General features: G+C 63.5%; 15 protein-coding genes. 5 read left to right on the top strand and 10 right to left on the bottom strand.

Annotated elements, in window-relative coordinates; translation table 11 throughout:
* Positions 1 to 269 precede the first annotated feature (269 nt).
* Both ACN0RJ_RS22195 and ACN0RJ_RS22190 read right to left on the bottom strand, forming a co-directional pair.
* Entirely contained in the window at positions 270 to 1,190 is a 921-nt protein-coding gene (locus ACN0RJ_RS22195; protein ID WP_417725713.1) for a DUF6635 family protein, read from the bottom strand.
* Between the two features lie 294 nt (positions 1,191 to 1,484).
* Positions 1,485 to 2,291 (bottom strand): nitroreductase family protein, encoded by an 807-nt coding sequence (locus ACN0RJ_RS22190; protein ID WP_417725712.1) that lies wholly within the window; start codon positions 2,289 to 2,291, stop codon positions 1,485 to 1,487.
* Between the two features lie 252 nt (positions 2,292 to 2,543).
* Here ACN0RJ_RS22190 and ACN0RJ_RS22185 point away from each other — a divergent pair, with 252 nt between their 5' ends.
* From ACN0RJ_RS22185 to ACN0RJ_RS22170, 4 genes are all read left to right on the top strand, one after another.
* Entirely contained in the window at positions 2,544 to 3,368 is an 825-nt protein-coding gene (locus tag ACN0RJ_RS22185) for an ABC transporter permease (protein WP_417725711.1), read from the top strand.
* A 7-nt stretch (positions 3,369 to 3,375) separates the two neighbouring features.
* Positions 3,376 to 4,254 carry an ABC transporter ATP-binding protein gene (locus ACN0RJ_RS22180; protein WP_417725710.1) on the top strand — a complete coding sequence of 293 codons (879 nt, stop codon included), beginning with the start codon at positions 3,376 to 3,378 and terminating at the stop codon, positions 4,252 to 4,254.
* Between the two features lie 108 nt (positions 4,255 to 4,362).
* A complete protein-coding gene (locus tag ACN0RJ_RS22175; RefSeq protein WP_417725709.1) occupies positions 4,363 to 5,352 on the top strand; it encodes an ABC transporter substrate-binding protein in 990 nt (329 codons plus the stop codon).
* 84 nt (positions 5,353 to 5,436) lie between these two features.
* Positions 5,437 to 6,114, top strand: a complete 678-nt coding sequence (locus ACN0RJ_RS22170) for a substrate-binding domain-containing protein (protein WP_417725708.1) — start codon at positions 5,437 to 5,439, stop codon at positions 6,112 to 6,114.
* Positions 6,115 to 6,186: 72 nt separating this feature from the next.
* Here the strand turns inward: ACN0RJ_RS22170 and ACN0RJ_RS22165 are convergent, their stop codons facing one another.
* From ACN0RJ_RS22165 to ACN0RJ_RS22140, 6 genes are all read right to left on the bottom strand, one after another.
* Entirely contained in the window at positions 6,187 to 7,047 is an 861-nt protein-coding gene (locus ACN0RJ_RS22165; RefSeq protein WP_417725707.1) for an MBL fold metallo-hydrolase, read from the bottom strand.
* A 33-nt stretch (positions 7,048 to 7,080) separates the two neighbouring features.
* The gene (locus ACN0RJ_RS22160; RefSeq protein WP_417725706.1) at positions 7,081 to 8,007 is read right to left on the bottom strand and encodes an electron transfer flavoprotein subunit alpha/FixB family protein; all 927 of its coding nucleotides are present in this window, start codon (positions 8,005 to 8,007) and stop codon (positions 7,081 to 7,083) included.
* Positions 8,007 to 8,765, bottom strand: a complete 759-nt coding sequence (locus ACN0RJ_RS22155) for an electron transfer flavoprotein subunit beta/FixA family protein (RefSeq protein ID WP_417725705.1) — start codon at positions 8,763 to 8,765, stop codon at positions 8,007 to 8,009. Before ACN0RJ_RS22155 ends, ACN0RJ_RS22160 begins: the two co-directional genes overlap by 1 nt.
* A gap of 89 nt (positions 8,766 to 8,854) precedes the next feature.
* Complete coding sequence (locus ACN0RJ_RS22150; RefSeq protein WP_417725704.1) at positions 8,855 to 9,322, bottom strand: hypothetical protein; 468 nt, start codon at positions 9,320 to 9,322, stop codon at positions 8,855 to 8,857.
* A complete protein-coding gene (locus ACN0RJ_RS22145) occupies positions 9,319 to 9,816 on the bottom strand; it encodes an FAS1-like dehydratase domain-containing protein (protein WP_417725703.1) in 498 nt (165 codons plus the stop codon). The genes ACN0RJ_RS22150 and ACN0RJ_RS22145 overlap by 4 nt, the downstream gene beginning before the upstream one ends.
* 104 nt (positions 9,817 to 9,920) lie before the next feature.
* Complete coding sequence (locus tag ACN0RJ_RS22140) at positions 9,921 to 10,706, bottom strand: MBL fold metallo-hydrolase (protein WP_417725702.1); 786 nt, start codon at positions 10,704 to 10,706, stop codon at positions 9,921 to 9,923.
* Between the two features lie 193 nt (positions 10,707 to 10,899).
* On the opposite strand from ACN0RJ_RS22140, the gene ACN0RJ_RS22135 reads away from it, so the two are divergent.
* Positions 10,900 to 11,598, top strand: coding sequence for a GntR family transcriptional regulator (locus tag ACN0RJ_RS22135; protein ID WP_417725701.1), 699 nt, complete (start codon positions 10,900 to 10,902; stop codon positions 11,596 to 11,598).
* Here the strand turns inward: ACN0RJ_RS22135 and ACN0RJ_RS22130 are convergent.
* Positions 11,595 to 12,377 (bottom strand): HpcH/HpaI aldolase family protein, encoded by a 783-nt coding sequence (locus ACN0RJ_RS22130; RefSeq protein WP_417725700.1) that lies wholly within the window; start codon positions 12,375 to 12,377, stop codon positions 11,595 to 11,597. The two genes, ACN0RJ_RS22135 and ACN0RJ_RS22130, sit on opposite strands and share 4 nt — an antisense overlap.
* Positions 12,374 to 13,210, bottom strand: a complete 837-nt coding sequence (locus ACN0RJ_RS22125) for an alpha/beta fold hydrolase (protein WP_417725699.1) — start codon at positions 13,208 to 13,210, stop codon at positions 12,374 to 12,376. Before ACN0RJ_RS22125 ends, ACN0RJ_RS22130 begins: the two co-directional genes overlap by 4 nt.
* Between the last annotated feature and the right edge of the window lie 213 nt (positions 13,211 to 13,423).

Genomic DNA, 13,423 nt, shown 5'->3' with positions numbered 1-13,423 from the left:
GATCTCCTTCTCGTCGAAGATCAGCAGACTGCAAATCGTAGCTTATGTCAGTGTCCGAATTTCGGGGGGTAGCTCAGGGTTCCCCTACTTGGGCGGGGGAAGGCTAACAGCATCGCGGCTAAGAACTGCGAGATTGTCCAGAAGATGCTCGGAAGGAAAAGGGCACGCAAAGCTACCGCTCGATCAAACGAGGTATAGGCCCATGCCGGTGGTCTGGTACTTTAGGGTCTCGAGCGATGACGCTGGTTCAGGGCTAATCCAGGTTGGCCTCAGCGGAATTGCCTGAACAACCCGCCGGCGATATCGGCGATGTCGAAGACCCGCGCGTAGAGATGCTCGCGCGCCACGAAGGGTGCCGTGTCCGACCCTGTCATGTCCCGCTCCACCGCGGTAACCAACCGGCGCAGACGAGCCTGGTGAACACCGAGCCGGGTCTGGACGGGATCGGCCAGGATGCCGGCAAAGGCCGTGACAATTGACGCCGTGACAATCAGCATCAGAGCGACTGTGACAATGGTCAGGGGCGAGGCGCCGACAGGGAAAGCGCCGTACCAGAGGCCGCCCAGTCCACGGCCGAGCGGGAAGTTCCCAATCGCAGTGTCCATGACGTAGGTATCGGCCAGCGCAGGCGCCAGAGACAGCATGCCCGGGGTCAGGCGATGGAACAGCCAGGCGCCGAAACAGATCGTCAGAAGTGCCGTGGTCATCTCGGCCACGGCCGACCGGGTGCCGGTGTAGATCTTGATGGTCGCGGCGGCCCGCTCCGCCCGCCTGCGCGTCTCATCCTCGCTGAAGGAAGCGCCACCTTGAAGCGGAAGGGCCTCGGCGAAGCGATCAGCGATCGAGCGCCCCGAACCGTCCGGCCGCAGGGCAAAGACATGCTCGAGAAGCCCTTCCTCCACCGCGCGAGCCGTGCGCGTGGGCAGGATCAGGTGGACGCGCCCCAGAAAGCCTGAAGCATGTCTCAGGCGCACCATCCGGAGCAGGAACGCGCTGAGGCGCAGGAGCGCATGCAGGGGCGCCAGGACCACGTTGAGCGGAGCGCAGAGGATATCGAGGCCCAGGGCCCTGCGATGCAGTCGGGCCGTGCCCGCAAGGGAGAAGGTCGATGTGACATGACCCTCGACGCGCGCCCGCGCCTCGGCAAAATAGTCCTCGGGCCTCGAGGGCTGGGTCGCTTCACGCTGCATTGTCGTCCTCTCACCGGGCCGAGCCCCCTGCCCTCCCCATTCGCAGATAAGACACCCGCGGCCTGCTTCCAAGCGATGAGCAATGCCTGGCGCGCCAATAGCGGCTCACCCCGGGCGCAAGGAGTGTGCAAAACCTGGTGTTCATGCGGCTAGCTTTGTGACGCTCAACCTCCCGTCAAAGACGGTGGCCCGTGTAATCGCAACACGATGTGCGCCCTGAGGAGACCATCTCATGCGGCGCCGCTTGCCCATGCGGGGTGCCAACTTTGAGGCGCCCTGAACTATGTTCCGCATTCAGAGAAACGGGAAGCCCAGTTCACGAAGCTCTTCCCGAAGCGCCGTTCGCTTGGGTGACGCGAGCTTTTCGCTCAACACTTTCGTCCAGGCGGCTTCCGGAGTTTCGACCCCTCGTGCGCGGTAATAGTCAGCCAGTTGCCCGTCATAGGCGTGAACGGTCGCTTCGTGCGGGTCGGGCCGGTAGACATCTTGGTGAAGGACGCCCGTCAAACCGTGCCGGGGCTTTGGCAGGGGTGGGCGTTCCGGCCATCCGACACAGAGGCCGAAGACGACATAGCACCGGGGCGGGAGTTCCAGCACCTTCGCGACCTCGACCGGGTGGTTCCGCGCCGCGCCGATCATGACGCTGGAGAGGCCGAAGGATTCCGCAACGTAGGACATCGTCAGTCCGACAAGGGCGGCGTCTATCGATGCGACCAGTCCGGCCTCGAGGCCATACGCCGGATACTCCTTATCATACAGAGACAGAGCGTGTGCCACCCGATTCTGGTCGGCGCAGACTGCAAAGAAGGCCGGGCAGTCTACGATATGTTGCTGGTTCGTGCAGAGCTTTGCCAGGGCACGTCGCTTTTCAGGGTCGTGTACCTGGACGACGCTGTATTCCTGACGATTGGACGACGTAGGCGCCCGCATGCCGAGTTCGACTATCGACCGGGCCCAACTGTCCGGCACCGGATCGGGACGGAAGCGGCGCACCGTGCCTCTCCGCGTCAGCATCTGAGTGAATTCCGTGATCGGGGGTGCCGATTCGGTCTCTGTGGTTCGTTCCACAGCATCGGATGTTCCGTTTGTCGTCGCGTTCAAGGCTTCATCCCTTTTGTCACGGCCGCCGATCCCTAAGATACTGATCCCCAAGTGATAACTCAGGAATCCCGAGGGTGCTGGCCCGCCGCCAGTAAAGCACCATTGCCGTTCGGGGGAAAGAGGGCATCCACTTTCCCATACAATTTTGCATCCAAAACTTGACAGAATGCGGCGGCTCACTCAGTCTCGGTAAAATACGGACGGGAACTCTGGAGGAGAGGACCCCCAAGGCGGTCCAGGGAGGACACATCAATGACCATCAACGCCGATCCGGCGAAAGACACTCCGGCGCTGTTCGGACTCCGCAGTTACCTTGACGGGTCCTTGGGGAACAGCCGGGCGTTCGTTCTCGGGGCGCTGTCGCTCATCCTCGTCGGCGTGGGCTGGGAAGCCTCGGCGATCTATGGATGGGTGAACCCTCTGTTCCTGCCCACCATGGGCGAGGTCGGGGAGGCCATCGTCAAGATCGTGAGTCGCGACGACTTCGCCCATCACCTGGCGGTCTCTGGTTACGAGTTCGGCTGGGGCCTTGGGCTGTCGGTGCTGATCGGCGGAATTCTCGGCATCCTTGCGGGCTGGTTCAAGCCGGTCGAAGAATTTCTTCAACCGATCATAATCGCGGTGAATTCGATCCCGAACCTGGCCCTGATCCCGCTGCTGATCCTTGTCTTCGGCATCGGCACGCTGCCCAAGATCATCCTCGTCATGCTGGCCTGTATCGTGGTCATGGTGATGAACACCGCCGCAGGTGTGCAAAGCGCCGACAAGCAACTCATGCGCATGTCGCGCAGCTTCAAGGCGAACCAGTTCCAGCTTATCAGGACGGTCGTGATCCCATCGGTGGTGCCCTACTTCATGACGGGTGTGCGCATTTGCGTCGGCAAGGCGGTGGTGTCGGTCGCCGTGGCCGAGATCTTTGGCTCCACGGCGGGGCTTGGCCATATCCTGATCATCGCGCAATCGTCGTTCAACATGCCCGACATGTACGCTGCGGTCATCATCCTGACCGCGATCGGCATCGCGCTCACCCAGACGGCAGCGGTCGTCGAGCGGTTCTTCCTGCGCTGGAGGGGCTGAGACAGCGATGACCTACGTGATGCAATCCAATTCCTACAGAACGGAGGGCCCGACGGTGGCCGCAACAGCCCAAGCCGCCCGCGCGCATCTGACGGCGCCGGAGACAGACCCCAATCCCAAACTCAAGGTGGAGGACGCATGGATCACCTTCGGCACCAAGGCCGCTCCGTTTGTGGCCTGTGGCGGGGTCGAGTTCGAGGTGGCGGATCAGGAATTCATCGCCATCGTTGGTCCTAGCGGCTGCGGCAAGAGCACCTTCCTCATGGCGCTCGACGGGCTGCAGAAGCTCACCAGCGGCCGCATCGAGGTGAACGGCACCGAGGTCAGGGAGCCCGGGCGCGACCGCGCCGTGGTGTTCCAGGACGCGAGCCTACTGCCCTGGCGGTCGGTGATCGACAACGTCGCATACGGGCTCGAACTGGCCGGTCAGGGCAAGGCCCAACGATATGCCACGGCCCGGGAACTGATCGCGCTGGCAGGTCTCGCCGGGTTCGAGGATTTCTATCCTTCGAAGCTCTCCGGCGGCATGCGGCAGCGGGTGAACATCGCCCGCGCGCTGGCCGCAGACCCCGAAGTGCTGCTGCTCGACGAGCCGTTCTCCGGCCTTGACGCGCAGACCCGCGAGGTGATGCAGGCGGAGTTGCTGAAGATCTGGGGCGAGCGCAGGAAGACGGCGATTTTCGTGACCCACCAGATCGACGAGGCAGTGTTCCTCGCCGACCGGGTGATCGCCTTCGGTCGGCGCCCGGCGAAGGTGGTTCAGGAATGGCGCATTCCTTTCGACCGCCCGCGCGAGCTCTCGATCAAGCACAGCGCGGAGCACCGGCGCATCGAGAACGAGATCTGGGAGGTGTTGCAGGCCGAAGGTGCCGGCAGCGAGGAGTAACCCACCACACCGACATTGCATCCGCTTCGCGCGGCAGATGAGACGCCCGTGGCCATTACGCCCCGGGCGAACTGGAAAGTCCGGTCTATCAGGGAGGAAACGAAGACCATGAAACCCAAGTTCAAAAGTGCTGCCCTCTTGCTCGCGACCACGGCTGCGGTCGCTACGTCGAGCGGGGCGCTGGCGCAAGCCTGCGACATGAACGCCGAGGAGAACAAGCTCACCATCGCATCGACGGATGGTGTCAACCATGCCACGCCGTTCTTCGTGGCGCAGAGCGAAGGCTTCTTTGACGACGCCTGTCTGAACCTCACCAAGGTCACGCTCGGAAGCGCCGGAGCGCCGATGCTGGCGGCCCTGGCGGCTGGCGATGTGGACGTCTCCATCGCAGGTGCGGGCGCCTATCTCGCCTCGATCGTGAAAGGTATCACGCCCGGAAAGATCATTGGAGTGAACACCGACAGCAACTACATGATGCTGGCCCGCGAGGGGATCGACAGCCCTTCGGACCTGGCCGGCAAGGCCTACGGGATCTCTGGCATAAACTCCGGCGATCACCTCTGGTCGCAGGCAGTGGTGGAGCATTACGGGGTCGGGACGAAGGATGTGAACTGGATTCCGGTCGGCAACCCGGCGACCCGCCTCGCCGCGCTCATGCAGGGCTCGGTGGATGCGATCCAGATGAACGGCGCCTCCGCGCCGCCCGAAGCCTACGAGCATGTCATCGTTTCGATGGACGATAGCCCGGTACACTGGCTGGCCAACGGCTATTTCGCGCGTCAGGAGATCATTGACACCAAGCGCGATGCCCTGGTGCGTTTGCTCGCGGCCATCGGCAAGGGTGCTGCCGCGGCGCGGGCTGACAGCGCGAAGGCGATGAAAGGCTGCATGGATTCGGGCTCGACCGAAAAGGTCTGCGAGACGGTGGTAGACTTCGTGATGACCTCGAAGAACCCCTACAACTGGTCTGCGACCACCGGCATCCCGCGCGTCTCCGTGGAGGAGATGGTCAAGGCGATGGCCGAGTCCGTCCCCGAACTTCAGGGCAGGACGGCCGAAGACGTGGCCGACTTCACCATCGCGGCCGAGGGGAGCTGACAGGGCGCCTTCTCAACGCAAACAATGCGACGGGCGGGGCAAGCATATGCCCCGCCCTCTTCGTCAGTCGAAAGGGATCATTTGATGACTGAGGGAACACCCAGAACGATCGTCGTGAAATCCAGCGGCTCGGCGGAACCCGCTCTGGATCATGTTGCCGATGCCTTCACCAGGGAGACCGGCCACCTGGTCGAAGTCTGCTACAGCGCCGATCTCGACCGATATGATGTCCTCCTCGCGTCCCGGGATGCGGTGGAGCGGAAATTCCGGCCGGCGGGCACTGTCACGGGTCAGGGCGTGGTTGTCGGGCGCACGCAGCTTGGCATCGCCGTGCGGTCGGGCGTGCCTTGCTCCGACATGAGCACGTTGAAGGGCTTCTGCGACGCACTTCTGAATTCGGACCGCATCGTGCTGACACGCAACCACACATCGGGCCTCTACATGGAAGAGGTCCTGAGGAAGCTGGATCTAATTGAGCGCCTTTCCTCGAAAATCGAATATGCCGAAAATGGCCCCCGTCTCATGGATCGCCTCGTTGCCGGTCAGGGTGCGGAATTCGGCGTGCTGTCGATGAATGCCATCCGCACCTACTTCGGGCGCGGCATCGACCTCGCGGGTGCCCTGCCCGATGAAATCCAGTTGTCCAGGGATTTCGTCATCATCGCAGCCAACGGAAGCGGTCCGCAGGATGTTTCCGAAACCTTCGTCACCTTCTGTGGGGGGCCGGGCAAGGCCCTGTTCGAGACATGGGGGTTCGGGTGAGGCTGCCGCCCTCGGAACCCTGAACCCGGTGCCGCGCAAGGGGGAGGACCCGCGCGGCACCGGGTCGGTGTGTCACATCCAGACGTCAGGCAGCCAGCAAAAGGCGTTGCCGTCGCGTGCGATGTGACCGATTGCCGGAAAGGGCGCGTGGAAGAAGGCCAGCCGGATGTTGGCGTCGGCCACTTCCGAGAACTGGCGGCGGCGGGTGTCGGTCGCCTGATCGCCGTTCATGTCGAACGCCGCATGCCAGTCGGGCTGTCGGGCAAAGACGGTCGGATTGTTGCAGACATCCGCCATGAAGCGCAGCCGGTCCGTGCCGGACACGATGTCGAAGGCTGTCATGCCGGGCGTGTGTCCGGCACCGGGAATGGCCGTGATGCCGGGCAGAACCTCGTCGCCCCAGACGAAGCGTTCGACGCGCTCGCCGAGCGTGCCGAAAATCCTGCGGACATTCGCGAAATTGCCGCGCAGAGCCTCCGGCGCCTTCCCCATCTCTTCGTCCGACATCCAGAAATCCCACTCCGCCACCGGCACCAGAACCCGCGCGTTCGGCCAGGACGGGGCGCCGTCCGAGGTCAGGAGGCCAGAAATATGATCGCCATGAAAATGGCTGATCAGGATGCGGTCCACATCGCCGGGTGCATGGCCGGCTGCCTTGAAGTTCGCCGCGATCCGCCCCGCTGTAGGTGGCCCGTTTTCCCCGAAGCCGGGGTCGATCAGTGCCAGATGCTGCGGAGTCACGATCATGAAACCAGTGAAGGTGATGACCAGCCTGCCCGGACCGAACCCGGCCTGGGAAAAGACGGCCTCGACATCGGCCCCATCCGCGTTGCAGATGAAGCCGTCGCCGCGATCACGCGACACCGTTCCGTCATGCAGCGCCGTGACGGTGAAATCGCCGACGCTGGTGCGGCAGAAGGCGGGTGCTGTCATGTCGTTAGGTCCTTTGGCAGTCCTGCGGTCAACTCAGAGCTTGTCGCAAAGCTCTGGCACGGCGGTGAAAAGGTCGGCGACGAGGCCATAATCCGCCACCTGGAAGATGGGCGCCTCCTCGTCCTTGTTGATCGCGACGATGATTTTCGAATCCTTCATGCCGGCAAGATGCTGGATCGCGCCCGAAATGCCCACGGCAATGTAAAGGTCCGGTGCCACGACCTTGCCGGTCTGGCCGACTTGCAGGTCGTTCGGCGCGAACCCCAAATCCACCGCCGCCCGTGAGGCGCCGACAGCGCCGCCCAGCTTGTCCGCAAGCCGTCCAACCAGGGCAAAATCCTTCTCCGAACCGACGCCGCGCCCTCCGGACACGACAATGCCCGCCGATGTGAGCTCCGGCCGCTCGCTGACGGCAATCCGGTCCTCGACCCATGCCGACAGGTCCGGAAGATCGACGGCAGCCACCGTCTCCACTTGCGCGCCCGCTCCGTTTCCAGCCGCCTCGAAGGAAGCCGTCCGGAAGGTGATGACCTTGACGGGGTCGGTCGACTGGACGGTCTGGATCGCGTTACCGGCATAGATCGGCCGTTCGAAGGTCTCGCCATCGATGACTTTCGTGACGTCCGGCAGGATCATCACATCAAGCAGCGCGGCGACGCGCGGCAGGATGTTGCGGGCGTCCGTCGTCGACGGGGCGACGATATGGCTGAACCCCGCTGCCAGATCGGCAACAAGCACAGCCGTTGGCTCTGCCAGGCGCGGCCCGAACGCCGGGTTCTCGGCAACCAGGACCTTGGTAACGCCGTCGATCCGCGATGCCGCCTCCGCAGCCTCTGCGGCACGGTCCCCGGCGCAAAGCACCGTGATCTCTCCGAGGGGCGCGGCGGCGGCGATGCATTTCGACGTGGCATCCTGCGCCAGCTTTGACCCGTTCAGCTCTGCCAATACCAATACGGCCATCAGAGCGCCCCCCTATCCTTCAGTTTCGCGACCAGCGTGTCGACGTCGGCGACCATCTCGCCCGCCGTTCGCTGCGCCGGTTCCGTGGTCGAGACGACCCGCAGGCGAGGAGTGGCGTCGATGCCCAGGTCCGACAGCGCGATCTCATCCAGCGGCTTGCGCTTCGCTTTCATGATGTTCGGAAGGGAGGCGTAGCGCGGCTCGTTGAGGCGCAGGTCGACCGTCACGATGGCGGGCAGTCGCACCCGGATGGTCTGGAGGCCACCATCCACCTCGCGTGTGACAAGAACCATCCCCTCCTCCAGAGCCATCTCCGAGGCGAAGGTCGCCTGCGACCAGCCGAGGAGGGCCGAGAGCATCTGCCCTGTGGCATTCATGTCGTTGTCGATTGCCTGCTTTCCCGCGATCACCAGTCCCGGCGCCTCGCGGGCGATCACCTCCCGGAGGATCTTTGCCACAGCGAGAGGCTCGATGTCGGTATTCACGTCATCCGTGGCAACCACGAGGATCGCCCGATCCGCGCCCATGGCCAGCGCGGTCCGCAGCGTTTCCTGCGCCTGGCGGACGCCGATGCTCACGATGACGACCTCGTCCGCCTGCCCGGCCTCCTTCAGCCGGATCGCCTGTTCGACGGCGATTTCGTCGAACGGGTTCATCGACATCTTGACGTTTGCGAGATCGATGCCACTACCGTCCGGCTTGACGCGGACCTTCACGTTGTAGTCGATCACCCGTTTGACGGGTACGAGAACTTTCATGCGTTTTCTCCTCGGAATTCGGTCAGTGCCGTCCTGCCAAGCTGCGGCTCTCGGCGTTTTGACGGCATATATCCTGAGTGGCGCCCGGATCAGGCCGGAACGAAAGGGCGCGAAACCGGCCGGCCCGCTGACAACGGAAGTGCAACCACACCCTTGCCCGGCGTGGAATCCTTGCCTGCCTCGTTGCGGATATTGAGATCGAAGGTCACCAGACCGTGGTCCGATTTCTCGTCGAGCCCGGTGACTTCAGCCCAGGCGGTGAGCGTTTCACCCACCACGTTCATGGCACGAAACTGGAAGCTTGCCGACACGAGCCAGCCGGAGGGGCCGGCCCATCTGCTCAGAAGTTGCACGATGAACTGCTGCTTGAGCGAACCGCTGATCAGCAGCCCCGGCAACTTTTCATGGTTCAATGAGAAATCGAGGTCGTAGTGGATGCGGTGCCAGTTCTCCATCGCGGAGGACCAGCGCATCAGGTGGGTTTCGCGCAGCGGACCACGTGTCAGTTCGATCCGGTCGCCGAGGGCCACCCTGGCAAAGATCCTGTCTTCGGTCATCGGTAGATCCCCGTATTCTGGACCTTCAGCAATGGCCGGTCGTCAGACGTGTAGTAATCGGTGTCGATGACCACGAGGATCATCGGCCCCTTGCTGCCCTCGCGTTCGGTGATGGAGGCATAGCGGGACGTCATGCGCACCCGCTCACCGTGCCGCGCATGGTCGAAGAACTGCACCGTCACGCCGCCGTTCAGGCGCACGAGGTTCCGGACCGGGAGTTCAGGCAAGCCCCGGCTGCTCGACGCGACGCCGCCATCGAAATCGGGATTGCCCGCGTTCTCGGTGAGCACATCCGGAGAGCCGAAGGCTGCGCGGAACATGTGGGTCGGGAACAGCAGCGGGGCGATGGCACCGTCGCCCGCATACCGGGGGTCATCGTCCATCGTCGCCTGCGCGTAGCGCCTGACCTCGCTGCTTTCGACCGGGTGCGGAGCCTCGACCTCCGGGCTGGATATGCCCACGAAGTCAAGGATTTCATTGGTCAGCAATGGCAATTTCCGCCCTCCTCACCGGCGTCACCAAATTTGGATGCAAAATTACATACAAAAAATGTGGTGTCAATCGCCGGACCGTCAGAAACTCCCTCATTGCTATCGGATCATGCGGTGGCGGACAGATCGAAAACCGTCTGGTCTTCGAGCGACATGCCGAAGCTGGCCAGAATGCCCGCATCGCGTTGACCGACCAGCCGGACCTCGCCGTCCACGAGGATCATCGGCAGATCGTGACCCGGCAGCAGGATATTTCCCTCTCTCGCCCGCAGCAGGGACCACATCTTTTCGATGGTGGCCTCGCTCAGCGCGGCGTCGATGGTCATGTCAGTCCGTTTCGAGACGAACTCTGCCCGCGTCTTGGCCGCGTCCTGGGCGAAGATCACGTCATGGGTGTCGCCGGTGAGGACAAAGACGAGATGTCCCAGGGTATGTCCCGGACCCATCTCGACCCGCAGGTTCGGAAAGACTTCGTCGCCTTCCTCCAGCAGTGTCAGGCCGGGTTCGCGGGACAAGGCTTCGACATACATCTCCGGAACCGCCGTTTCGCCGGGCGGCATCGACCGTGCCCAATCCATCTCGATCCGACCGATGTAGAGCCGGGCCTGCGGAAAAAGCTGGTAGTTCACAATGTGATCCCAATGGGCATGGCTGAGCAGCAGGTCCGTGACGTCGGCGGGTGTCAGTCCGAGCACCTGCAGCCGATGCATCAGCGGCTTGCGCACACCGAACCCGCCGGTGTCGAGCAGGATGACCCGTCCGTGCCCCCGCAGAAGGACCACCGTGCTCCAGCCAATGCCTCCGTTCTGCGTGGATTTGCCGGGATAACCCGCCACGAGGATGTCGATCCTGTATCCACCCACTTCGGCGGGAAAGGCTGGCGGTTGTGACATCGGTCTTCCTCTATTGTACAAGATTTGGCTGGCGCGCGTACCCGTCCGGCCTTCCCAAAACGCCCGGGGGCTCACTTCCACAGCGCGGATGTTATTTTGCATCCAGAATAGCATTCAAGAAACTTGTTGCAACCATGATGAGCAGTTGGGCATACTCCCGAGACCGAAGAGCAATAACATTACGGGTGCAATCTTGAGCCAAAGCCAGGAGTCCTCCTCCCCGCGCAAAGCCGGCGATCTGAACGAGTCGGTGTATAACGCCCTGAAGGAAATGATCCTTTCCGGGCGCCTGCGACCGGGAGTGAGGCTTGTGCACCAGGATCTGGCGGATCAGCTTTCAGTGTCCCGTACGCCGGTGCGGGAATCTCTGGAGCGGCTTTACCAGGAAGGTTACGCCGGCCGCCGTCAGCGCCGCGGGTATTTCGTCGCAGAGGTGGGCGCGTCGGATGTCCGCGACCTTTACGGAACGCGCGAGGCGCTGGAGACCTACGCATTCCACGTTCTGGCCGCGCGCGGCTTCACCGCGGAAGAAGTTGACGAGCTGGAGCGTATCAATACCGAATACGCCTCGATGTTTCCGGCATCGGTCAACCGGGCACGCCTGAAAGTCGATCAGACCTTTCACCACACGCTGGCGTCCTTTACCGGGAATCAGCACCTCTGCAAGATGCTGGCGGCGGTCAACGAGAAGATCGAGCTGAAGCGGCGGCTCGACGGCTATGGGCTGGTTGTCGGCAACGAACCGCTCGAAGAGCACCTCGCCTTCGTTGCGGCCACCAAGAGCGGAAAATACGCGGAGGCAGAGGAAATCCTCCGCCACCACATCCGCGAGGCCAGCGTCCGCCTTCTGAAGCACCTCGAGGAAAACTTCGCCTTCAATGGCGACGTCTAGCGCAATTCCCCCGCGCGCGTCGACGCCGCCGCGAGCAGAAGCGCGACGTCGGCCTGGGTGGTGACAAAGCACACTCCCTCCCCGATATAGCGCCGCTGCCGCTCGCGGTCGCGGTCCCCGCCGAAACCTGCGATCTTGCCATGGCCCTTGCAGGCCGCGATCACCTGGCGCACGGCGCCGGCGATTTCGTCGCAGGCAAAATCTCCGGGCCGCCCCATCGCCATGAGCAGGTCGTTGCACCCGATGTGCAGCACGTCGACGCCGTCGACCGCCGCGATCTCCTCGACGTTGGCGAGGCCCTCGGTTGTCTCGATCATGCAGATCACCAGTGTCTCGCCATTCAGCGCCTCCGATGCGGCGGCTGGTGGCATCGCCTCGTACCCCAGCGCAAGGCAGGGGCCGGCGAAGGACCTCTTGCCGACGGGAGGGTAGCGGCAGGCATCGACCACCCGTCGCGCCTGCCCGGCGGAGGCGATGTCCGGCACGATCACACCCCCGGCCCCGGCGTCGAGCCAGATCGGGATCATCGGGTCGTCGAAGCCGCGCACCCGCACGAGCGGCGTAATCCCAGCGACGTTCGCCGCCACCGCGATGTTGCCCACGGCCTGCGGGTCGAACACCGCATGCTGGGCGTCGAGAAACAGGAAGTCGTGCCCCGACTGCAGCGCGATGGGCACGATTTCTGCCGAGCGGACCACGCGGACGATCAGCCCAAGCGCCAGTTCGCCGTCGTCGAGCAGGGCCTTCGTCCTGCTCCGTCGGAGGGGGTGCCCGCTCATTCGGCGGCTCTGGTCGCGGTGCCCGCGGCCCGGCGTTGCAGGTAGGACCGCAGGGCGGCGACGCATTCAGCGGGTTTCGAGGCCGAGATCATCCGCCCCTCGGTGGTGATCGGAACAACGGCCAGTTCCACATCCGGAATGCGGGCCTGCCACTCGCGACGGAAGGCGACCGGCGGTTTCGGCACGTCGCTGTCGATGACCAGTACCGGAACCGACAGACCGGGGAGCATCTCATGCTCTTCGGTATCCCAGGCGAGGTCGAAGATTCCGCTGATCACGCTTGGCTCGGACCGGGAGTAGAGCGCGTTCCACCAGTCCAACATCTCGGCGCTCACCTCGCCCAGCCGCTCCGGCATGGTCCGCTCGGACCATTCCCGCACCGACTCGCTGCCGCCTTCCAGCGTCGGACGCAGCGCCCGGGAATCTCCGGGAATGGTGCGGATGCTGACCGGCGTGCAGACCAGCGTCAGGCTGTGCAGCCGCTCCGGGTGGGCATGGGCGAAGTGCAGGCCGATCCGCCCACCCAGCTTCGTGCCGACGAAATGCACCTTCTCCAGCCCGAGCCGGTCCATCAGCGCCACGAGATCGTCCGCGAAATTGCGCATCGACCACGGAAAATCGAGCGGCGGAACCGTCGACCGTCCCCAACCGCGCAGATCGACTCGCAGCACCTGGTAATCCGCCGAAAGCGGCGGCACCCAGGCGAACCACTCTTCCGACGCGCCTCCGATCCCGTGAACCAGAAGGATCGTCTCCGGCTTTGTCCACGGTTCTGCAAAGCAATCCAGCTCATAATGCAGGGTCAGCGTCTCGTCGATCTTCACGTCGGGCATGCCCGTATCCTCCCCGTTTTCAGCCTTCTCCTCCGAAAGCCGCTTGACAGTCTGCCATTTAGGATACCAAATTGCATCCAATTATTCATCCGGTAAAGCATCGTCTGCACGATTGCAAGCCGGGGAATGACGGATCAGGCTGAGGCGTCGGACAACGGCCAAGGCGACGGGCTGCTCCCGCCGCTGCGGGCTGCCGATGCCTTTGGCGGCAAG

The organism is Salipiger sp., from assembly GCF_048261495.1.
Classification (GTDB): Bacteria; Pseudomonadota; Alphaproteobacteria; order Rhodobacterales; family Rhodobacteraceae; genus Salipiger.
The sequence above is the reverse complement of the archived record's forward strand: the minus strand, read 5'-3'. Positions and strand labels throughout refer to the sequence as shown.

Coding starts and splice junctions, on each gene's coding strand:
- ACN0RJ_RS22195 (WP_417725713.1), bottom strand. CDS start 1,190: ATGCAGCGTGAAGCGACCCAGCCCTCGAGGCCCGAGGACTATTTTGCC.
- ACN0RJ_RS22185 (WP_417725711.1), top strand. CDS start 2,544: ATGACCATCAACGCCGATCCGGCGAAAGACACTCCGGCGCTGTTCGGA.
- ACN0RJ_RS22180 (WP_417725710.1), top strand. CDS start 3,376: ATGACCTACGTGATGCAATCCAATTCCTACAGAACGGAGGGCCCGACG.
- ACN0RJ_RS22175 (WP_417725709.1), top strand. CDS start 4,363: ATGAAACCCAAGTTCAAAAGTGCTGCCCTCTTGCTCGCGACCACGGCT.
- ACN0RJ_RS22170 (WP_417725708.1), top strand. CDS start 5,437: ATGACTGAGGGAACACCCAGAACGATCGTCGTGAAATCCAGCGGCTCG.
- ACN0RJ_RS22165 (WP_417725707.1), bottom strand. CDS start 7,047: ATGACAGCACCCGCCTTCTGCCGCACCAGCGTCGGCGATTTCACCGTC.
- ACN0RJ_RS22160 (WP_417725706.1), bottom strand. CDS start 8,007: ATGGCCGTATTGGTATTGGCAGAGCTGAACGGGTCAAAGCTGGCGCAG.
- ACN0RJ_RS22155 (WP_417725705.1), bottom strand. CDS start 8,765: ATGAAAGTTCTCGTACCCGTCAAACGGGTGATCGACTACAACGTGAAG.
- ACN0RJ_RS22150 (WP_417725704.1), bottom strand. CDS start 9,322: ATGACCGAAGACAGGATCTTTGCCAGGGTGGCCCTCGGCGACCGGATC.
- ACN0RJ_RS22140 (WP_417725702.1), bottom strand. CDS start 10,706: ATGTCACAACCGCCAGCCTTTCCCGCCGAAGTGGGTGGATACAGGATC.
- ACN0RJ_RS22130 (WP_417725700.1), bottom strand. CDS start 12,377: ATGAGCGGGCACCCCCTCCGACGGAGCAGGACGAAGGCCCTGCTCGAC.
- ACN0RJ_RS22125 (WP_417725699.1), bottom strand. CDS start 13,210: ATGCCCGACGTGAAGATCGACGAGACGCTGACCCTGCATTATGAGCTG.